Origin of the sequence: uncultured Legionella sp. (assembly GCF_937871865.1) — a bacterium.
Lineage (GTDB): Bacteria > Pseudomonadota > Gammaproteobacteria > Legionellales > Legionellaceae > Legionella.
Map to the genome: position 1 here is coordinate 15,088 of NZ_CALMPD010000126.1, position 20,610 is coordinate 35,697.

The window sequence follows — 20,610 nt, forward strand, 5'->3', positions numbered from 1 at the left end:
TACTAGTCTTTGCTTTATGCCCAATTCCTCATATAAGGTATTGGGCATGCTAGATTAGATATAATTCGATGTTTTAAGATCGACTGAATAATCGTCAGTTTCTTCCTGAGCTTGATTTGCTCTTAACCGGTTTATCTGAGTGTGATAGTGGTTCATGTTGTGTAGGAATGAAAGTTCTGTAAGTTTGTTTCTAGTTGGTATTTTATCGTCTTCAATATTTGAAATACTATTATAGCCTTGTGACACTCCTAAAATTATTGATGACAGGGTGGCTGTAAGTATTGCTGTGCCTAAAAAGAAATCCAGTACCATTACCGGGAGTACAAAAGGAAGAATTGTTATTCCTGCTACTAGAGGTAAGGCACATGCAATAACCAATGACGAATGTAAAAGATTATTTACTGTAATCTTGTCACCCCAGTGATGAATGGTTTGTCTTATCTGCTTTTCGGCATTTTCTATTGTTAATTCATTCTTAGCAATTTTAACGTACAACTCATAGAATTCTTGATATGATGCCAATATCTCTGATTTCTCACTTTTCGAAGCCGCTGAGTAAAATCGCTCACAGTAGAACGTCCTTATTTGAGTAAGTTCAATATCTGCTTGCTCAATAAAATGAGTATCCTCACCCATTATCTTCACAATAATTGTATTTTGAAGGGTATTTGGAGTCTTTGCTGTATCTAAAAACATGTGTATTGGAAAAAAGTTTTTATCCAGTTCTCTAAACTTATTATTAACCATTATCTTTAATCCTTGAGTACTATTTGAATGTGAGGTAATTTTTCTTGCTAAAAATTCATATTCAGAAAGAGCCTAGCGACGAAAGAGAGTGGGGGCATGGTTATCATGCTCTTGGCTGTTAGGCTCAAAAGCTTTCGCTGATAAATGAACTTTGTTCATATTGCATAAAAATGACAGTTCTGTCTTGCTGTTATTCTTTACTGGAGCCGTACTTTCTATGTTTGATAGATTATTATAGCATTGAGATATTGCTAAAATGATGGAAGATGATGCTGCCGTAAGTATTGCTGCACCTATATAAAAATTTAAAGCGATAACCGGTAATACAAACGGAAGGATTACTATTCCTGCAGCTAGTGGTATTACACAGGCAACCGCACCACAAAGGCGAATAACACTATCCCATACTATGTTATTTTCCCAGTCAGAAGCAGTTGCCTTTATCATTTTGGAGGCATGTTCAATGGTTAAGTTACCGCTAAAAACTTTGTTTACTATTTCGTAGAGTTTTTTATATCTTGCTAAAATATTGGGCTTTTCACTTTCTGATGCCGAATAAAAACGTCTACAGTAGAAATTTCTTATTGAAGCCAGATCCTTGTTGGTCTGTTTCAATAGAGCTGTCTCGTTAATTTGTACCTTGTTTTCTTTCATTACCATGCGCACGAGTTGATTTATGGCGGTATCTGGGCCTTCATTTTCCAGTAGATCTTGTATTTGAGAGTAGTTTTTATCCAGTTCTTCAAATTCTTTTTGAATCATGGTGTTATCCTTAAGTCATTTGAAATTGTAAGAACGGATTCTATCGTGCAAAGACTTATATTCAAACATAAAGTTAGTGCTCATCATTCACTTATTATCGACTGTTTGAATTGAGCATCAGACTTTAAACGGATGTACTGCTGATTTCAGCTTTTTTAATTGTTGCAAAAGTTAAGCCAATAAATATAAGCAATACGAATCCTACTGCATTACAATAGAGGGCAAAATGTAGATTATTATGCGTTTGATAAAAGAAACTGGCTATTTCTATACCCAAGGCTCCAATAACCATTACGCTTAAACTAATTAACGCAGAAGCTGTTCCTTTGCTGACATGGGTAATGAAGAGACAAAACCTATTCAAAGGAGCGTTAATTATACTCAGTGAAAAGAAGTATATAATTATTCCTGGGATCAGATAAATATAATGATTCCCGTACAAATAAGGCAGGACAGCCATTAAAATGATTCCTGCAGTCATAATGACAGAACCTAGATAGATAATATTTTTGAGTTCGAACTTGTAAGTCAAGTGGTGTAAAAACCAATTTCCCAAAATGGTTGCACCGAAGATGGGAAGCTGCCACAAACCATATTGAATCACTGTCAATTTTGCTTCTGTAATTAAAATTATAGGTGCAAGAGCAATCCAGGCGATACAAGGAATACCAACGATACCAGTTGCCAGCGCACTGTAGCAAAAAGCAGGATTGGTAAATAGTGCTTTGTAATTTTTAAAAACTGCAGAGAACGATAACGGTGCTTTGGCTATCAGCTGGCCATCCTTTTTTATTTGGCCAATAGGTTCTGGCATGTAACGCCATAAACCCCATAGAGCCAGGATGGCAAACAGTGCTATCAATACAAATATGATGCGCCAAGAGGTGTAATGAATAATTATTGCGCCTAATACTGGTCCTAATAAGGGGGCTAATATGGTGGCATTAGCCATGATGGCGATAATGCGTACAGCGTCCTTTTCATTGAATAATTCCTGAATGGTCGCATAGCCAATTACCCCTATAAAGCATAAGCCCATCCCCTGAAAGAATCGCGCGGTAAGAAACTGATCCATGGAATGAGAACAGGCTATGAGTATGGTAAACACAAAAAACAAGCTGGCCCCAAGCAACATCATGGGTCTGCGGCCATACGCATCTGATACAGGCCCCAGAATCAGCTGTAAACTGGCCCCTCCAATAATATATACTGTAAGGGAGGTGGCTACTATTGATTCGGATGCATTAAATGACTGAACAACATAAATCATTCCTGGCATGATCATGTCATTGGCAATATAAGTAAGAAACTCATATAAAACTAAAAAGCAAGCAAAAGTTATAGCATGTCTGCGTGTTATTGCAATCAGTGGTTCAGACATAGTGGCCCTTTTGTCTCAATGATTTTATAGTGTATTTCTATATTATACACTGTCTTATCTGGCTTGAGGAGCGCTGCGAGAGTTGAGATAAGGCAACTAGTCTGCAATTTAAGCACAAACAACTCAGATGCTGAAAGGGTTGGACTAACTGCGTTTATTCCTTTTTCGCTGGTCTATCTCGAAAGTCGTCAATATCATAAGCTTTCTTGTGGCATATGATACAAGAATTCCTGCAGGTGCTTTTTATGTTTTTCAGTACTAAGGTATGTTTTTAAGTTGCTGATGGAACGCTCATATTCTTCCTGATTAATGGAGCCACGAATTAATTCGAATCGCAAATAAACACAATAAGTATTGAGAACATCTGTTTCACAGTAATCACGAATTTCTTTTATTTGCCCTGCTGCAAACTGTTCCCAGACTTTTGAGCCGCTCATACCCATTTTTCCAGGGAAGCCTAGCATACTTGATATATCATCAAGCGGAGCAAAGGCTTTATTTTGGTAACCTGCGATTAAATCCATCAAATCAGTATGGCGATAATGAAAACGACTTAAATAATTATTCCACTTAAAGGATTGTTGATTTTCTCCTGTTTCCCAATAAGTAGGGGCACTGACTCCATGTAACAGTGAGCGGTAATGTAAAACAGGCAGATCAAAACCGCTGCCATTCCAACTAACCAGTGTTGGGGTATGTTTATCAATGCCGGCATAAAATCGGGTTATTAATTCTTTTTCATCGGATTGCTCATCTCCTAGGGACCAAACTTTAAGTTGCGAGCCATGACTAAGAACCAATGAAATAGCACATATTTTTTGTAGGTAATGAGGCAGAAAATCGTTCCCAACTTTTGCTCTCCTTAAAGCAAACATAGCTTTGGATACGTCAGCATCTGAAAGTCCATCCAGGTCGTATAATTTACGGCCAGACTCAATGTCAGGAATGGTTTCGATATCAAAAACTAGAATACTCATCGGGCTATCCTTTAAATTTAGTATGCAACACGGAAGTAGGTTGCAGCGATACAGGTTATTATCGGGCTATATTAAATTAAAGCGAGTTTAATTCATATCATAAACGCAGTGTTAATTGATATTCGAATCACATAGATTGTACCGAGTAAATTTGTTACTATACTTTTTCCTGCTTGGCGCTAGGATTTAATGATTATTGGCTTTGGCTTAAAATCCCGACATGCAGCGGTTTATTCACTGTATTCATGGCTGTCGTTCGCAAACTGCGGGGCATCGGTTTAGTGATTTTGCTCTGGCTTAGCGTTTTTAAGCATCTGAACCTGAAGTCGTAAGACATTTTTTAACATAATACATAATAAGAACATGAATTATAAATTATTTCTTTTGCTTTTTGCAGCACTTCTCATTACCTCCTGTGTTAGCCATCCACCACCTAGGGATGTCAATAATATATGTACTATATTTAAACAGTATCCGAAGTGGTATACTGATGCTAAAGATGTGGAAAAACGTTGGAAAGTTCCTGTTGCTATTCAAATGGCTATTATTCATCAGGAGTCAAAATTTGATGCGAGTGCCAGACCTCCTCGAACTAAACTATTAAAGATCATTCCATGGAAGCGACCATCCTCTGCCTATGGTTATACCCAGGCATTGCATTCTACATGGAAAGAATACAAGCAAAATAATGGCTCAATATTATCCTCTCGTGATGATTTTGCTGATGGGGTAGATTTTATTGGATGGTATGCAAATCAGGCTGCAATCAGAGCTCATATTCCTCGAACAGATGCCTATTTACTTTATTTGGCATATCACGAAGGTGTCGGTGGGTATCAGAGAAAAACCTATTTGAAGAAACCCTGGTTAATGTCTGTAGCACGCAAAGTTCAAGCTAAATCGCAAACTTATGCGATGCAACTTAGTACATGCCAAGGCTCATTACAGTCTCGTTCCTGGCTTTGACTGAGGTTATTTTTCTAAATATCTAAACATATTTGTAATATTCTCAAGTATTCGTATTATACTATACTTCCAGGATATAAATTTAGACCAATTATAAGTAAGGAGTTTTTGATGCGATTAATGCTTTTGGGCGGACCGGGTGCGGGTAAAGGGACCCAGGCGGCACGATTAATTGAACGTTTTCAAATTCCACAAATCTCGACAGGAGATATGTTGCGTGCTGCTATTGCTCAAGGAACCCCCTTGGGTATGAGCGCAAAAAAAATTATGGAGTCAGGCGGCTTGGTTTCTGATGACATCATTATTGGTTTGGTTAAAGAACGGTTAAAGGCTCCAGATTGTAAAAACGGCTTTCTATTCGATGGTTTTCCCCGTACGATTGTTCAGGCAGAAGCGTTAAAGAGTGCTGACATTCCTTTGGATCATGTGATTGAAATTAAGGTTGACGATGAGGAGATTATTGATCGAATCAGTGGGCGACGAATTCATCCGCAATCAGGAAGGGTATATCATTTGATTAACCAGCCACCGAAACAAGCAGGCCTTGATGATCTAACTGGTGAACCGTTAATTCAGCGAGATGACGATAAAGAAGAAACGGTGCGAAAACGTCTTGAAATTTATCATAATCAAACAGCACCTTTAATCACTTATTATAAGCAGTGGGCAGAACAATCGCCGAAGACAGCTCCGCAATTTCATACGGTTAATGGTAAAGGGACTATGGAGCAAATTTTCGAAGATATTATTGAGCAACTTGAAGCTAAGGAAGAGCTATGCCGAGCAAAATTTTAACCAGTTCTGAGTTTGAATCATTAATTAATGAAAATGAATTAGTCTTTATTGATTTTTGGGCTGAATGGTGTGCACCTTGCAAACAGTTTTCCAAGGTGTATGAACAGGTTGCTGATCAGTTTCCAGGTATAATCTTTGCCAAAGTAAATATAGAAGAGCAACAAGAACTGGCTGATTTTTTTGAAATACGTTCTATTCCGCATCTGATGGTATTTAAAGAGGGTATCGTCATTTATTCTGATGCTGGAAGTATGCCGGAATCGACACTCAAAGAGTTAGCGCAACAGGCTCTTGATGCCGATGTTAGTGAAATACGGGCTCAACTGGAGCAGGATAAAGAGTGAGGAGTGATAAATACTCCTTTAGCTCGTTCTTGCCCACGGGATCTATTGATAACCCAAGTTTTGTGCGACGCTCTAAAATATCATCACATTCTCTAGCCCACTCCTCTGCTATCAGGTAATCAACTTCAACCTGATGGAGTGAGGGGCCATATAATTTTCCCATTGACTCAATGTTGGTGCATTTTTTGAGCATTATTTCTATGCGGCTCCCATAACTCAATAAATAACGATTGAGTAATTCTGAATTAAGCCAATGATATTTTTCTCTGGCGTAATTTGTATATTCATGAAAGTTCATTGCTCCGAAGGTGGCACCTGGTAATGGTGTGTTTTTAGTGCGTGATTCGGGAATCTGGGGGAAAAAAGGAGCCAATTGATTAATTATTTCTTCCGCTAGTTGTCTGTAGGTAGTAATTTTCCCCCCAAAAATAGTAATTATAGGGGCTGGCTCATTAGCTACTTCATAGCTGTAATCACGGCTTAAGGTCTTTACTTCTTTACCTTCATTAGCAATTAACGGTCTAACTCCACTCCATGAGTAGATAATATCATCTTGAGTGACTTTAGTTTTAAAATAAGAGTTGGCTAGTGTCGTTAAATAACTTACTTCTTCAGTGCTTATTTGTACTTTTTTCAGATCGCCCTTGTATTCTACATCTGTCGTACCTATCATACTGTGCCCGTGATAAGGGATGACAAAAACGACTCTTTTATCTGAATGTTGTAAAAAATAGGCATGTTTCCCTTCATAAAGTTTAGGCACAACAATATGGCTTCCTTTAACAAGGGTCATTTTTTTCTGGACAGAGGTGCGAGTCAGTTGGGCAATGGATTGTACCCAAGGGCCTGCTGCATTAATTATACTTTTTGCATAAATTTTATAATTTGGACCATTTTGGGGTTGAATTGTGAGTTGCCATATATTATTTATTGTTTCTGTATGCACTACTGTTGAATGAGTACGGATGCTGGCTCCATAATTTCTGGCTTGAATCGCATTGGTAATCGTGAGACGAGCATCATCTGTCGATGCATCGTAAAATAGAAATCCGCGATTCAATGAATCGACCAATGGAGTAAAATAATTATTTTTTATTGTTCGATGTACGGATTTGCAATTGGGAAGGCGATTTTTTCTACTTAAATGATCATAAAAAAATAAACCTAATCGTAATAACCACGAGGGGCGCATGTGTTTTTGATAGGGTAAGATAAAGGATTGAGGATGAACAAGGTATGGGGCAAGGTTTAGTAAAATTTGCCGTTCTTCGAGTGCTTTTTTTACTAATGCAAATTCATAATATTCTAAATATCGTAAACCGCCATGAATTAATTTAGTACTGCTTGATGATGTTTTGGAGGCCAGATCATCTTGTTCAAAGAGTATAACAGACAAGCCTCTGAGCGCTGCATCAGCAGCACAGCCACAACCATTGATCCCGCCACCAATAACCGCAACATCAAAGACCTGATCCATGTTTTGTCTCCGCTGGAAAAAGCATTATTATTCAATAATAAAGTATCTTTTCAGGAGAATCACGCGATTTAATAATTAGTTTGCATAAATATATATAACTAATTTATAAGTAGAAGTAACAAGAACTTCACGCAATGCAACGAAAAAAAACATATTAAGAATAAATTGTAGCCTGCATTAGCATTACATAATGCAGGAATATTAAACTTATTTAATTACTAAGCAAAAGGCTTAAATACAAACAATTTCCATTAAAATCTGCTCTGGGATTTCTGCGAATATTTTGATTTAAATAACCCACTTCTATAGTACTCTGTGCTGTTGCTTTGATGCCTATTCCAATGAAGGCTCTATTTTGATCCAGGCCACTATTCTTTTGTTGGTTAAAATTATTCATATGGTAAAAAATTTCTTCCATACCTATGAGAGTAAATTTTTCATGGTGAGGAATAAAATAACTAATTTTTAATAGTTGTCTGTAACGCCATGCGGTATGAAGAGTATTCGGGAGAGAACGCTGTTCCAGACGTGATCTCAGAGTAAATAAAAATCTCTCACTTTTATTATTCCATAATATTTGCTGCCAAATGCGATTTTCGTTATTTGGAGTAGTCGCAAATGGTAGGGAAGTATGGATCCATGCATAACCAATCCACACACTGGTTGATGGCAGTAATTGATATCCAATACCAGGGCGCACCAGGAACTGTGAGAATGTGGAGGCATTCTCTCCAAATCGCCCTTGAGATTCGAACCAATATTTTACTTTCGGCTGCTCTTTTGAAACAGTGCCTGTTGCAGTTAGATTAGTCCATAATTGAAAATCATTTTCTGCCGCCAGGATACTTCCCATATGGAGAAAAAGGAGCCAGAATAGTACTACCTTGAATCGTAAATTTTTTTCAGACTTAAATCGTTTCATAGAAAATCTAAATTGTTCGTTAAAAAATTAGTAAAATCAAAGATATCAGTTTTTCTCATCCTGGAATACACATTTGACAACGCTTTATTAATATATTGGTTTATAAAAGTCGAAACTACTGCTTATTTATGGAATGTATCAATAAACAGTAGTTTGTATTTTCTGATCACATTACGAAGGATAATGAACTTTCTTCGGAGTCTGATTGTTCCACCTCAGAACTCGTCTTAAGAGTAGAGGGGCCGAACACTCCCAATTGAAGCACCCCATTGGATGATTGTGAGATTTGTTTGCCTCTTGGAGTGGTTGGGTAAAGGCGATCTAACGATAGAGATAATTTTTGAGCAGTATCGAATAAAGAGGCATGTGCTGTATTCATTTCATCAATTTGCTCTCTAAGAGTCATTAGTTTCAAATTCAACTCCTGAAGATTGGATTGGAGTTCTTCCAACTGATTTTTTAATTGCTTTTTTTTATCTTTTGTTAATGATTCTGTTTGGAGAGTGAATTCTAATGTGCCGATTTGCTCGGTTAACTCTTTGGAATTTATCATCATCGAGCGCATCAGGTCTACTGTACATTTTTTGTTGGCTGCTTTCATTTCATTTAATTTATCTATTATTTTTGAGCGTGTTTCTCTTAAATGTTCCAGCTTGTCTGCATGTCGCACTGTAAAATGTTCACTTGTTCTCTCATCTCCAATATAAAGCCCCAGAACAGGAGTTAATTTGCTTATACTGAATTGGGTGATGCTTAGAATATCATCTGAGATAAATAATTCTAATTCACTCGTGAAATGGGGAGACAAAATAATAGCCAGATTATGGGCATTCATTTTATTGGTTTCTTGATACGTTGCAGCGGTATGCATTAAATAACAATAGTGATAAAGAATTTCACCTGTACGTTGATAATCTATGGAGTTTGATAATAAAAGCTCATTAATAAAATCATCAATAAGTGTTGCTGCAGCAGGATTTTTATCTTTATCTGGTCTATCAGAATCCAGAATAGCATGTAATGATTTGGCAAAAGGAGCCAGCATACTATCTGTTGCGTTGAGTAACACTATGTTTTTGAGTACTGTACTGACCATGCTTAATATATCATTCAGACAATCGCTATCTATTTTGCCTTGCACAAGGACATGTTCTTTTAATAACATCCAATCAAAGTTCTGAGCAATCAGTTGGTTTAATAATGCTTGGGAGGCTGTTTTAGAACCTGCAAGTCTGAATACACCTACATTATTGAGTAGTTCTGGCATATCCTGCACTAATCTGGCAATGCATCGAATCACGTTCACAATGTCATGAGTGCTGTATTTGGGGTTTCCTGCCATGAATCATTCTCCCTTTATATAATAAAATACATAGGTTGTTAGAACATGAGTAGCTAGATGAGCTTTTTTCCTATCCAAGTGAACATCTGTAACTCGTTACCCTCACGACCATTAGTGAAGAAAAATACGTCATTCTGAGCCTGCTCCTGAAGCATTAGAGTTCTGAATGACATATTCTAAATACTGTTAGGGTATAAATGTGTTATCGAGCCATCCTTCTAATCGCCAAGCCTGATGCATAAAGAACAACACCGGTTAAAATAAGGCTTAGAGTTCGGTGAATGTTGGGCGTTGATGCCGCATCGTAAAGAAGCGCTTTTCCTGCAGCAAAACTTAAAACAATTAATACGGACTTCGCCATCATTAAATCTTTATTAATGTAGGAAAACGAAAGCACAATAATTGAATAGATTAACCACGATGAAGAGACAGCAAGCGATCCGTAATTAATAGTCAGCTGGTATAGTCCCATAATACATAAAACATGGGCCGCTGCTAACAATGAGAAGATGTAATGCTTATTTTTATTAAGTGTTTTGTGGTGTTTGATGATGATATACCAGAGGCTCATAAAGGATGCCCAGGATACTATTGCCCAAGGTAAGCTAAATGGTTTGAGGAGATGACTTAACATGCTTAAATACTCAATTCCCAGAATTGAGGAAAATGCAATAACAGGGATGATCATGAAATTTTTGAGATTGGTTAGCGATATTTTTTTATACAGCTTGCTGTAACCGAGTGTAATTATTATAAAAAGCCAGGGCTTAACTTCCAGTGGTAAAAGTTCCAAATAGATTGAATGGAAAAAGACCAATGTTATATACATTAAAATGATGCTGCTGCTATACATCGTTGTATTAGGAGACCATTTTCTTGCAGAAAGATTTAATCCAACTAAAAACGCTGCTGCTGCTATTGAAACCAAAGAGGCAATTGCGGGATTAATTCGGCTTATAAAATAATATTCCATGGCATAAAATATGAGTAATACCGGAAAGAAACTCCAGCATTCTTTTTCAGTGAGTGCTTTGTTATTTAATTGTGTATAGAAGTAGGTGGCTACCGAAAAAATAAGGAAATTCAAAGCAAGGGCACTGGCAATAACCATATCCATATTTAAATTCAGACCCACATAGGCTGTAATTGCAATTGCCAGATAAGCAGAAATCACTGTTAAGGTTCTTGATTGTACCCATATAGACAATGTCGCAAAAGTGAAAGAGCAAATAATAAAATAATAGAGGGTAAATATTATATTATTATCTATGTTGGTAACGAACGGTGCACTGTAGGCACCAATTGTGGCTATTATTGCGTAAATATCATGTTTGAACTGAATGTAAAACCAAAGAGATATACCTGTTATGATGCAGGTAATTGCAATAACTGTTTGAAATGAAATTAGAAAATAAAATTGATAAGCGGCAAAACAGGTTAAATATAAAATGGTAGAACCTGCTGCTGGCAGGAAGCTTGAATAAAATTTATCCGTACTTGAAATGAGAATGCCTGCAGCAAAGAGAGCTAATCCTAATAGTGTTGCCAGCCCCAGCTGCTTTTCATGAGTTAACCAGCCAGAATCAATCGATAGTTTAAAAATGAAACCAGCGGCAAGGATGAAACAAATGGACGAAACTACTCCTAATAGATTTCCGGATATTGGTTTTGAGCTCGCTTGAGTTGTTTCTTTGACTGATGAACTAACTGAAGGAACATTGATTTTTAGCTTTGCCTCAATATTGTATAGGCGTTTTTGGATATCCTCTAGTTGCATCTCAATTAACGTAGGTTCCATAGCTATGTCCAATTCATTCGTTAGTTAATATTAGAACAATATAGAGGATAAGTCGTAAATGGGGAATCATTCAGTGAAAAAATTTATATTTTTATTGATTATACAAGCAATGCAGGATGGTCTGGATTCTACTATTAAGGGGCTCTTTAATGAATTTTGTAATAAATATAATTACCCATATTTTTGTATTCTGAAAAAAAGATTACACTGAGGCATAGGAATCAAATATAGGCAACAATGAATTATTTTCTAGCGATAGATCAAGGAACCAGTAGTACGCGCGCAATGATTTATACTCATCATGGTAAACTGGTTACTTCAAGTCAATATACTCTGACACAGTATTATCCTCATCAGGGCTGGGTAGAGCATGATCCCGAAGAGATCTGGCAAAAAACATTAACAGCGATAAAGGATGTAGTATCTCAGTTAGATAATAAACAAATTATTTCGTGTGGTATTACGAATCAAAGAGAAACGTCCGTTATCTGGAACAAAAAAACAGGTGAGTGTCTGGCGCGTGCGATTGTGTGGCAAGACCGACGAACAGAAGAGTATTGCCTTAATCTTGCAAAATACAGTCAGACCATCCAAGAAAAAACAGGATTGCTTCCAGACCCTTATTTTTCAGCCAGTAAATTAAACTGGTTATTAAATAATATTCCCGAGGCGAAAGAACTGGCTTCAAAGGGAGAGCTTGCTTTTGGAACTGTCGATTGCTTTCTCATATGGAGAATGACCAAAGGTGCTATGCATGTTACCGATATCACAAATGCTTCGAGAACCATGTTATTTAATATAAAAAAAGAAGAGTGGGATAACGAGCTACTTCATCTTTTTGGTATTCCTGAATCAATATTACCTACTGTTTATGATTGTGATAGTCATTTTGGTGATATCAATAAAGAATGGTTGGGGTTTGAAATTCCAATTCAGGGTGTGGCAGGGGATCAACAAGCCGCCCTGATTGGGCAAAGGTGTTTTGATGATGGGATGGTTAAAGCTACTTTTGGCACGGGTGCTTTTTTATTATTAAATACAGGGAGCACTCCAGTTTTATCTCAAGATAAATTACTGACTACTATTGCTTATAAAATTAAAGGAAAGTTAGCCTATGGCCTTGAAGGCAGTATTTATCACGCAGGAACTACTGTTAAATGGTTACGTGATGAAATGAAGTTAATTTCATCTTCAGACGAAACAGAGCTTTTGGCACAAAGCTTGGATAGCAACGAAGGAGTATATCTCGTTTCATCTTTTACGGGACTTGGGGCTCCTCATTGGTTATCAACTAGCGGTGCTGCGGTTTTTGGTTTGTCACGTGCAACAAATCGAGCTCATTTTGCCAGAGCAGCATTAGAAGGTGTCTGTTACCAAACCAGAGAAGTATTAAATTGTATGAGAGAGGACAGTGGTTTGGATTTGGGTTTGCTTCGAGTCGATGGGGGAATGGCAGCTAATCAATGGTTTTTACAGTTTTTGGCAGATCAATGTCAGCTAACCGTGCAAAAGCCACACGATATTGAGACCACTGCAAAAGGCGCTGCAATTTTAGCCGCTATTGGATCAGGAGTTTTTACGTCTGTTTCTGAATTAAGGACTGCATGGGATGTTGAGCGAGAATTCCAGCCACAAAGAGCCATTGATGCAATTGAAAATGATTTTAAAGGCTGGTGTAGTGTATTAAACAGGATTAAATCTGAATAGTTTCGTGTAGGTGTAGCCGTTATACAGCGCAGCGTAAGCAAGGTTTCTCCTGCTAGACTTATCAATATTGATGAGACATTTAGCGCGCGTTGTCCTTGATTGCATTGCGCGCTCATCAGGACTACATTTTTTATGATCACTCTGAAATTTGGCTCGTTACTTATATAAAATTTATAGTGTAAAAAAGAGATTTACGAAAAGTAAGAGGCAGGAAATAATTTAAAAAAAAGAGCCCAAAAATTAATAATTTTGGGCTCTTTCTACGGCGTTATTGTTCAACCTTATGGAACATCGCGGTTTCTTTCGCCAGTATATAATTGACGTGGTCTGCCTATTCTTGATTTGCTTGCAACCATTTCCATCCAGTGGCTCATCCAGCCTACAGTTCTGGCTAGTGCAAAAACTACGGTGAACATATTGGTTGGAATACCTATAGCACTTAAAGTCAGTCCTGAGTAAAAATCTACGTTAGGATAGAGTTTTTTCTCAATGAAATAGTCATCTTCTAAGGCAATGCGTTCTAATTCCATCGCTAGCTTAAATAAAGGCTCATCTTTTGCACCAACAGCTTCTAATACATCGTAGCAAGTTTTACGCATTACTTTTGCTCTTGGATCGTAGCTTTTATATACTCTGTGTCCAAAGCCCATCAAACGGAACGGATCATTTTTATCTTTCGCACGCTTGATGTATTCTTCGATACGGCTTACATCGCCAATTTCTTTTAACATGTTCAAGCACGCTTCGTTTGCTCCACCATGAGCTGGTCCCCATAAAGCACCAATTCCTGCTGAGATACAAGCAAATGGGTTCGCTCCAGTTGAGCCAGCAAGGCGAACTGTAGAGGTTGATGCATTTTGTTCGTGATCTGCGTGCAGGATAAAGATAGTATCCATTGCTCTTACCAGAACGGGATCTGGAGTAGTATTTTCTGAAGGAACTCCAAACATCATATGCAGAAAATTCTCAGCATAAGTCATTTTATTTTGTGGGTACATATAGGGCATGCCAATAGAGTATTTATAACTCATTGCTGCCAGAGTTGGCATTTTCGCGACTAAACGGATAGCTGAAATGAAACGATCATGTTCGTTATTCAGATCCATTGAATCATGATAGAACGCAGAAAGTGCACCAACAATACCAACCATAATAGCCATTGGATGCGCATCACGTCGAAAGCCATTCAAAAACTGATACATTTGTTGATGTACCATCGTATGGTTATTGATTAGGCTTACAAATGATTTCTTTTCTTCTTGATTGGGAAGCTCACCATTTAACAATAAATAACTGACATCCAGGAAATCTTTTTTTTCTGCCAGTTGCTCAATTGGGTAGCCTCTGTACAGTAGAACTCCTTGATCTCCATCAATGTAAGTAATTTTTGATTCGCAGGAGGCCGTTGATAAAAAACCTTGATCAAAGGTAAAGACGCCACTTCCACCAAGCTGGGTAATATCAATAACGTCATTTCCCAATGTTGGAGTATAGATTGGTAATTCCAGCGTATCTTGTCCTTCAATGCTTAGTTTTGCTGTTTTTTGTGTCATTGTGTCTCCTGATTGATTCATGCTTTTTCAGCATTTTATCTAACGTTGTGTGCGGAACTATATAAAAATGAGCACTTACAGTCAATTTAAACATCAATTTCATTTTCATATGCTGTCATTGATTTACTGCATTACAAGAATGTTATGCAGAAAAATCCAAGACAATAGTAATTTAAAACTAATTGCATATTATGATTATGGGTGAGAATTTAAAAGATGAACAGAGAAATATGAAAACTTACTCGGAAATCACTTTTCCATCTTTAGGACGGTTGACATCGTGCAAAATGGCAGAAAGATTCTCTCTGAATTATTATAAATACATCAGCCTGATGGAACAACGAATGAACGCTATTCTCAATTTTTTCCGGTTTACTCAACCACTTATAAATTGAATTGACAGGTTATCGTTTGTTAAATAAGTCGCACACAGTATGCCCCATACCCTTTCTATGTAAGTATCAACGCGAACTTTTTTCAATTTGGCACCATCTATTAATGACGACAAATGCTATAACTTAAAACATTGCGCTCAGATAAAGGTCTTTTATGAAACTAATCCTGAAAGAGCCGCTCTTCGCTAAATACCTATACATAAGCCCAAACAATATGGTGCATGTGTTGATGCCCATAGTTAGCGGGACAAGAATTGGGCTCGACAATACCTGCAAAGCGGTATATTCCACAAAAGAGTTTTTTGCCGTTATCAAAGACGAGTTGCTTGCGTATAAAGAGACTTTGGAACATGACATTAGCCTATTGGAAGCAGATGTACCCCTTCGTCAACAGAAACAAGAAAGACTTATCCAGATTAATATCTATCTAGAGGCGGTAACCCATCTGGAATATAATAAGGAATTAGAGTGTTTAAACCAGGACTTTCCAAGTTACCCGCGCCCTCTGGAAGAGTTAATGCAAGACAGGACAACCTCTAACTTATACAGCATGGTATTACGCCCTACAAACGAAGATGGGTTTCTTCGCTCAGAGGCTGCTAATCCAATATTTAGCGTAGCGCACCGAAGCGTCGCAAAAGGTAGAGGCACAAGTATCTCTCCATTACAACAAGCTCTCATTCAAGCTTATACCCCACTTAACTTTCAGGCTAAAAATTTAAAATCCCATGTGATTCAACAGACCTTAGCGCAAATACCCGCTGTAATACCTGTTGATTTTGAGCGTTTAAGACAAACTCTGCAGGAAAGGATAAACACCTTACTGAATGTATCTGTTGATTTGACCCAAAACCCACAAGGCGCATCCATCAATCAGCAAGACATTGATGAAATTATGGCGTTTGATTCCCAAACAACAGCATTAGAGTATATTGATGTGTTACTGGAATACTGTGCCCCTAATGCATTCGATAACGTCATTGAATCTCCCTTCAACACCTTAACTCAGGTAGAAGCATGGTCGATAGCAACTCAATTTTTATTAGGCATCACAAATATCTATTGTGTCACAAAAGGCATAGTCAGTCCTGATACGAATTTTGGGCGTATTTTGGACAGTACTCCTGAGTTAAGTCATTCTCTTGCTCAAGCGCTTGCTCAGGCACAGCAAGGCAACCGTAGCATTGAAGAAGCCTGTTTGTTCTGGATAAATGGACATACCGGAGAATTGAAGCTCAATATCTCTTTGACCCAGGAGGAATTTAAGAACGTTCAAGAAACTTTTGCAACACGCTATGCAGAAATTAAAAACTCACCGCATTTTGATGAGTTTTTTCTGTTAGATGCCTCAAAAAAAGGAGATTTTTCCATCCATCAAGGTTCGATTTGTACCAGCTTTGCCAAGTTTGCATGCTCTTCTTTATTTCAGTTACCTCCCCAATTAACACAGCATTTGGAGAAGGTATACAGTGAGGCAAGTACCTTAAACACAGAAATCCCTCATAATAACACATCAGTTCCAAGGGAAACCGAAATTGACACAGCGACAATGACGTCAGCCGCATTGCAGGCTTTATACGAACGAATCACTACCCATAAAGACATAACAATCAAAAAAGACCTACTGACTCAACTCAAACAAGAACGTCCTGACTTCAAACCGCAAATAAATGTCAAACAATTCTTACAGCATGTTGCTTATGGAGCTCAATACGAAGCAGAAAAGTTACTTGAGAGCGATGAGGAGATAGCTCAAGAGCTACTTACGGCTAGAAAAATTCCTTTTACAGACTATTCAGGAAGAACCTTCACCTGCTCTGCATATGAATACGCTTATTGGGCCAAAGACAGCTACATGTGCCGCATGCTCGAAAAATATATGGACGAGAATACCAAGAAGGAGCTTTTGATACGAGTCCAAAAAATCGAGGAACTTATTGGTGATGAATTATTCAAAACAACGAGAGGGCTAACCTATACCCAAAAAGGAATAGAACATCGAAGTGCTCATTTTGATTTAACTCCATTGAAGCAAGCATTGCAGGCTTTTATTGATGCGGTTAATCAAAAACCGGAGGATATGGAAGCTAGAGGTGCGCTCTGGCTCAAGGTTGGTTTGCTTCAAAGAGAGGTTCCTGCTCATATTGCGCAGGAATATTGTTACCCAAAGCGCTCTTCTAGGCGTGTACGAGACAATCCTTCTTTAGTGGGTGCATCTAATTTTTCCAATGTTGAACGCCAACTAGAGTTTCATAATGAAGAGACTGATTCCTATGAGTTATGGTTTACTCCTGACTCTTTTGCTTATGGATTGGGCTCTTCGTTTACAATAACCGCGTTTTGGTTTGGTGTGAGCTCGTCCTTAGAGGGCGGTCTTGGAATGGCGATGACAGATTTGAAGGCTATAAAAATAATTGATGAAGCGAGAACAGAGGATCTTAAGCAGTCTCAGGCAAATCTGGCTGCGCCATCAATCCAGCAATCCCACAATCTTCATGGCACTTAATTAGGTGCTGTTGACATTTCGTTAGCTTGAGCCAAAATGACGTGAAGTAAGATGATTCAATTACACCCGTCTGTATGGTATCCTCTTATCCATAATTAATATTAATCATCGAATAAGGATACGTCCAAATCATGGTTTATTTAGCCAAAGAAGTCTTACCAGTTAATATTGAAGACGAATTAAAACAATCGTACCTGGATTATGCAATGAGCGTAATCGTAGGAAGAGCCTTGCCTGATGTTCGAGATGGTTTGAAGCCTGTGCATAGACGTGTGCTGTACGCGATGAGTGAATTGGGTAACGATTGGAATAAACCTTATAAAAAATCCGCTCGTGTGGTCGGGGATGTCATCGGTAAATACCATCCTCATGGAGATACTGCTGTATACGATACTATTGTTCGTATGGCGCAACCCTTCTCTTTAAGATATTTATTAGTTGATGGCCAGGGTAACTTCGGTTCGGTTGATGGCGATGCCCCAGCTGCTATGCGATATACCGAGGTCAGAATGTCCAAGGTAGCTCATGCTTTAATGGCTGATTTGGATAAAGAAACTGTTGATTTCAGCCCAAACTATGATGAGACAGAATTTGCACCGGTAGTGTTACCTTCGAGGGTTCCCAATCTGTTGGTAAATGGTTCTTCAGGTATTGCAGTAGGGATGGCGACCAATATCCCACCTCATAATTTAACCGAAGTGATTAATGCCTGTATTGCATTGGTAGATGAGCCAGAGACAAGTCTTGATGACATCATGGAAATAATTCCTGGCCCGGATTTTCCCACGGCAGCAATTATTAACGGCCGATCGGGCATTATTCAGGGCTATCGTACGGGTAAAGGCCGTGTAGTTATTCGTGCTCGAACTGAAATTGAAACTGATGAGAATTCAGGACGACAAGCCATCATTATTAATGAATTACCTTATCAAGTAAATAAAGCTCGTTTGGTAGAACGTATTGCCGAGCTGGTACGAGATAAGAAAATCGAAGGGATTTCCGGACTTCGAGATGAATCAGACAAGCAGGGAATGCGGGTCGTCATTGAATTAAAACGAAATGAAGTTGCGGATGTTGTATTAAACAACCTGTATGCCCATACGCAAATGCAAAATGTATTTGGTATTAATATGGTGGCATTGGTTGATGGTCAGCCGCGTACTTTGAATTTAAAACAAATACTTGAATATTTCATCAAGCATCGTCGTGAAGTAGTAACCAGACGAACTATTTTCGAATTAAAAAAGGCAAGAAGCCGAGCTCACCTCCTGGAAGGGCTGGGCATCGCTTTGGCAAATATTGATGAAATGATCGCATTAATCAAACAATCACCAACACCTCAAGATGCCAAGGAAGCATTATTGGCGAAACAGTGGCAACCTGGTTTGGTAAAAGCAATGCTGGAAACAGCGGGGGCTAATGCATCCCGACCAGATGATTTAACTGATGAGTTTGGGCTCAATCAGGGCGGTTATAAGTTGTCTGCTGCACAAGCTCAAGCAATTCTTGAATTAAGATTGCATCGTTTGACCGCGCTAGAGCAGGATAAAATTCTGAACGAGTTTGAAGAGCTGTTGCGTTTAATCAAAGAGTTACTCGATATTCTAGCGTCACCAGAGCGTTTGATGCAGGTTATCCGTGAAGAATTACTGGACATTAAAACACAATTTGGTGATGAGCGCCGAACCGAGATTACCGCATCGCAAGAAGATTTAACCATTGAAGATTTAATAACAGAAGAAGATGTTGTTGTTACTTTATCTCATCAAGGATATGTGAAATATCAGCCCATTACTGCATATCAATCACAACGCAGAGGCGGAAAAGGTAAATCAGCAACGAACGTTAAGGATGAGGACTTTGTTGCTCGTCTTGTTATTGCAAGTACTCATGATACATTGTTGTGTTTTTCTAACCTTGGAAAACTGTATTGGTTAAAAGCATATCAATTACCGTTGGCAAGCCGTATCTCTCGGGGACGTCCTATTATTAATATTCTTCCTTTGGCCGAAGGCGAAGAAATCAATGCCATGTTACCTGTTCGTGAATATCTGGATGGTTCTTATGTCTTTATGGCAACAAAGAAAGGAACCGTTAAAAAAGTTCCATTAACAGCATTTAGTCGACCGCGTTCTAACGGAATTATTGCTGTTGATCTGGATGAAGATGATAGTTTAGTGGGTGTGGATATTACTGATGGTGAACGAGACATCATGTTGTTTACTGATGCCGGTAAAGTAATTCGTTTTGCCGAAAGTAAAGTCAGACCAATGGGACGGACTGCACGAGGTGTACGAGGCATACGAATTGAAGAAGGACAAGAGGTTAAATCTCTGGTTGTTGTTCATCCAAATGGTACTATTCTGACTGCTACTGAAAATGGATACGGTAAACGAACCGACATTGATGAATATCGTGTTTCGGGTCGTGGTGGACAAGGTGTCATTTCTATTCAGGTGACTGAACGAAATGGTAAGGTGGTTCGTTCCATACAAGTAACAGACACTGATGAAGCCATGCTTATTACAGACAAAGGCACTTTGGTGCGCTTTAGAGTAAGTGAATTATCTATTATCGGAAGAAATACTCAAGGTGTGCGTTTAATTAATGTCAGTGCTGGTGAGTCAGTCGTTGGAATGCAAAAAATTGAAGATTTGGCCGATGGCTCTGAGGATTTAGACGATTCTCAAGGTGATGCATCCGCTGAAATTGAAGACAGCAATGATGAAAACCAGGATTTATAATTTTGGTGCGGGACCTGCAATGCTCCCTGAGTCTATTCTTAAAGAGGCTCAGGGAGAGTTACTTAATTGGCAGCATCTTGGTATGTCTGTACTCGAAATTGGCCATCGTACTTCTCAATTTATTTCCTTACTTGAACAGGCAGAACACTCCCTACGAGCTTTATTAACTATCCCTGATAATTATCGTGTACTGT

Annotated in this window: 16 protein-coding genes; 7 read left to right on the forward strand and 9 right to left on the reverse strand. The window is 38.3% G+C overall.

Annotated features, from left to right (window positions below):
• Positions 1-54: 54 nt before the first annotated feature.
• From Q0495_RS06840 to Q0495_RS06855, 4 genes are all read right to left on the reverse strand, one after another.
• Positions 55-747, reverse strand: coding sequence for a DUF5638 domain-containing protein (locus Q0495_RS06840; RefSeq protein WP_298624348.1), 693 nt, complete (start codon positions 745-747; stop codon positions 55-57).
• Between the two features lie 72 nt (positions 748-819).
• Complete coding sequence (locus tag Q0495_RS06845; RefSeq protein ID WP_298624349.1) at positions 820-1,509, reverse strand: DUF5638 domain-containing protein; 690 nt, start codon at positions 1,507-1,509, stop codon at positions 820-822.
• 124 nt (positions 1,510-1,633) lie between these two features.
• On the reverse strand, positions 1,634-2,890 hold the full coding sequence (locus Q0495_RS06850; protein WP_298624350.1) for an MFS transporter: 1,257 nt from the start codon (positions 2,888-2,890) through the stop codon (positions 1,634-1,636).
• 194 nt (positions 2,891-3,084) lie between these two features.
• Positions 3,085-3,867: a 3'-5' exonuclease gene (locus Q0495_RS06855; protein WP_298624351.1), complete on the reverse strand. Its 783-nt coding sequence runs from the start codon at positions 3,865-3,867 to the stop codon at positions 3,085-3,087.
• A 363-nt stretch (positions 3,868-4,230) separates the two neighbouring features.
• Between Q0495_RS06855 and Q0495_RS06860 the strand changes: the two genes are divergently transcribed.
• The 3 genes from Q0495_RS06860 to Q0495_RS06870 all read left to right on the forward strand — a co-directional run bounded on the left by Q0495_RS06860 (position 4,231) and on the right by Q0495_RS06870 (position 5,972).
• The gene (locus Q0495_RS06860; RefSeq protein WP_298624352.1) at positions 4,231-4,833 is read left to right on the forward strand and encodes a transglycosylase SLT domain-containing protein; all 603 of its coding nucleotides are present in this window, start codon (positions 4,231-4,233) and stop codon (positions 4,831-4,833) included.
• A gap of 111 nt (positions 4,834-4,944) precedes the next feature.
• Positions 4,945-5,628: an adenylate kinase gene (adk, locus tag Q0495_RS06865; protein WP_298624353.1), complete on the forward strand. Its 684-nt coding sequence runs from the start codon at positions 4,945-4,947 to the stop codon at positions 5,626-5,628.
• Positions 5,610-5,972 carry a co-chaperone YbbN gene (locus Q0495_RS06870; RefSeq protein ID WP_298624354.1) on the forward strand — a complete coding sequence of 121 codons (363 nt, stop codon included), beginning with the start codon at positions 5,610-5,612 and terminating at the stop codon, positions 5,970-5,972. Before adk ends, Q0495_RS06870 begins: the two co-directional genes overlap by 19 nt.
• Here the strand turns inward: Q0495_RS06870 and glpD are convergent.
• The 4 genes from glpD to Q0495_RS06890 form a co-directional block, all read right to left on the reverse strand.
• Complete coding sequence (glpD, locus tag Q0495_RS06875; RefSeq protein WP_298624355.1) at positions 5,932-7,449, reverse strand: glycerol-3-phosphate dehydrogenase; 1,518 nt, start codon at positions 7,447-7,449, stop codon at positions 5,932-5,934. The genes Q0495_RS06870 and glpD overlap by 41 nt on opposite strands.
• A gap of 211 nt (positions 7,450-7,660) precedes the next feature.
• Positions 7,661-8,371 (reverse strand): DUF2490 domain-containing protein, encoded by a 711-nt coding sequence (locus tag Q0495_RS06880; RefSeq protein WP_298624357.1) that lies wholly within the window; start codon positions 8,369-8,371, stop codon positions 7,661-7,663.
• A 166-nt stretch (positions 8,372-8,537) separates the two neighbouring features.
• A complete protein-coding gene (locus Q0495_RS06885; protein WP_298624358.1) occupies positions 8,538-9,713 on the reverse strand; it encodes a RhoGAP domain-containing protein in 1,176 nt (391 codons plus the stop codon).
• Between the two features lie 202 nt (positions 9,714-9,915).
• Positions 9,916-11,511: a DUF2339 domain-containing protein gene (locus Q0495_RS06890; RefSeq protein WP_298624360.1), complete on the reverse strand. Its 1,596-nt coding sequence runs from the start codon at positions 11,509-11,511 to the stop codon at positions 9,916-9,918.
• Positions 11,512-11,748: 237 nt separating this feature from the next.
• On the opposite strand from Q0495_RS06890, the gene glpK reads away from it, so the two are divergent.
• On the forward strand, positions 11,749-13,218 hold the full coding sequence (gene glpK / locus Q0495_RS06895; protein WP_298624362.1) for a glycerol kinase GlpK: 1,470 nt from the start codon (positions 11,749-11,751) through the stop codon (positions 13,216-13,218).
• A 281-nt stretch (positions 13,219-13,499) separates the two neighbouring features.
• Here the strand turns inward: glpK and gltA are convergent, their stop codons facing one another.
• Positions 13,500-14,771, reverse strand: a complete 1,272-nt coding sequence (gltA, locus tag Q0495_RS06900) for a citrate synthase (protein WP_298624364.1) — start codon at positions 14,769-14,771, stop codon at positions 13,500-13,502.
• A 549-nt stretch (positions 14,772-15,320) separates the two neighbouring features.
• On the opposite strand from gltA, the gene Q0495_RS06905 reads away from it, so the two are divergent.
• From Q0495_RS06905 to Q0495_RS06915, 3 genes are all read left to right on the forward strand, one after another.
• Positions 15,321-17,672, forward strand: coding sequence for a SidC (locus Q0495_RS06905; protein WP_298624366.1), 2,352 nt, complete (start codon positions 15,321-15,323; stop codon positions 17,670-17,672).
• Between the two features lie 131 nt (positions 17,673-17,803).
• Positions 17,804-20,416: a DNA gyrase subunit A gene (gene gyrA, locus Q0495_RS06910; protein ID WP_298624368.1), complete on the forward strand. Its 2,613-nt coding sequence runs from the start codon at positions 17,804-17,806 to the stop codon at positions 20,414-20,416.
• Positions 20,397-20,610: aminotransferase class V-fold PLP-dependent enzyme (locus Q0495_RS06915; protein WP_298624370.1), on the forward strand; the 214-nt coding region annotated here is incomplete at its 3' end. The genes gyrA and Q0495_RS06915, both read left to right, overlap by 20 nt.

What these genes read in the sequence shown, in the direction of transcription:
- Q0495_RS06890 (WP_298624360.1), bottom strand. Translation starts at nt 11,511, where the DNA reads ATGGAACCTACGTTAATTGAGATGCAACTAGAGGATATCCAAAAACGC.
- Q0495_RS06905 (WP_298624366.1), top strand. Translation starts at nt 15,321, where the DNA reads ATGAAACTAATCCTGAAAGAGCCGCTCTTCGCTAAATACCTATACATA.
- gyrA (WP_298624368.1), top strand. Translation starts at nt 17,804, where the DNA reads ATGGTTTATTTAGCCAAAGAAGTCTTACCAGTTAATATTGAAGACGAA.
- Q0495_RS06850 (WP_298624350.1), bottom strand. Translation starts at nt 2,890, where the DNA reads ATGTCTGAACCACTGATTGCAATAACACGCAGACATGCTATAACTTTT.
- gltA (WP_298624364.1), bottom strand. Translation starts at nt 14,771, where the DNA reads ATGACACAAAAAACAGCAAAACTAAGCATTGAAGGACAAGATACGCTG.
- Q0495_RS06870 (WP_298624354.1), top strand. Translation starts at nt 5,610, where the DNA reads ATGCCGAGCAAAATTTTAACCAGTTCTGAGTTTGAATCATTAATTAAT.
- Q0495_RS06885 (WP_298624358.1), bottom strand. Translation starts at nt 9,713, where the DNA reads ATGGCAGGAAACCCCAAATACAGCACTCATGACATTGTGAACGTGATT.
- glpD (WP_298624355.1), bottom strand. Translation starts at nt 7,449, where the DNA reads ATGGATCAGGTCTTTGATGTTGCGGTTATTGGTGGCGGGATCAATGGT.
- adk (WP_298624353.1), top strand. Translation starts at nt 4,945, where the DNA reads ATGCGATTAATGCTTTTGGGCGGACCGGGTGCGGGTAAAGGGACCCAG.
- Q0495_RS06845 (WP_298624349.1), bottom strand. Translation starts at nt 1,509, where the DNA reads ATGATTCAAAAAGAATTTGAAGAACTGGATAAAAACTACTCTCAAATA.
- glpK (WP_298624362.1), top strand. Translation starts at nt 11,749, where the DNA reads ATGAATTATTTTCTAGCGATAGATCAAGGAACCAGTAGTACGCGCGCA.
- Q0495_RS06840 (WP_298624348.1), bottom strand. Translation starts at nt 747, where the DNA reads ATGGTTAATAATAAGTTTAGAGAACTGGATAAAAACTTTTTTCCAATA.
- Q0495_RS06880 (WP_298624357.1), bottom strand. Translation starts at nt 8,371, where the DNA reads ATGAAACGATTTAAGTCTGAAAAAAATTTACGATTCAAGGTAGTACTA.
- Q0495_RS06860 (WP_298624352.1), top strand. Translation starts at nt 4,231, where the DNA reads ATGAATTATAAATTATTTCTTTTGCTTTTTGCAGCACTTCTCATTACC.
- Q0495_RS06855 (WP_298624351.1), bottom strand. Translation starts at nt 3,867, where the DNA reads ATGAGTATTCTAGTTTTTGATATCGAAACCATTCCTGACATTGAGTCT.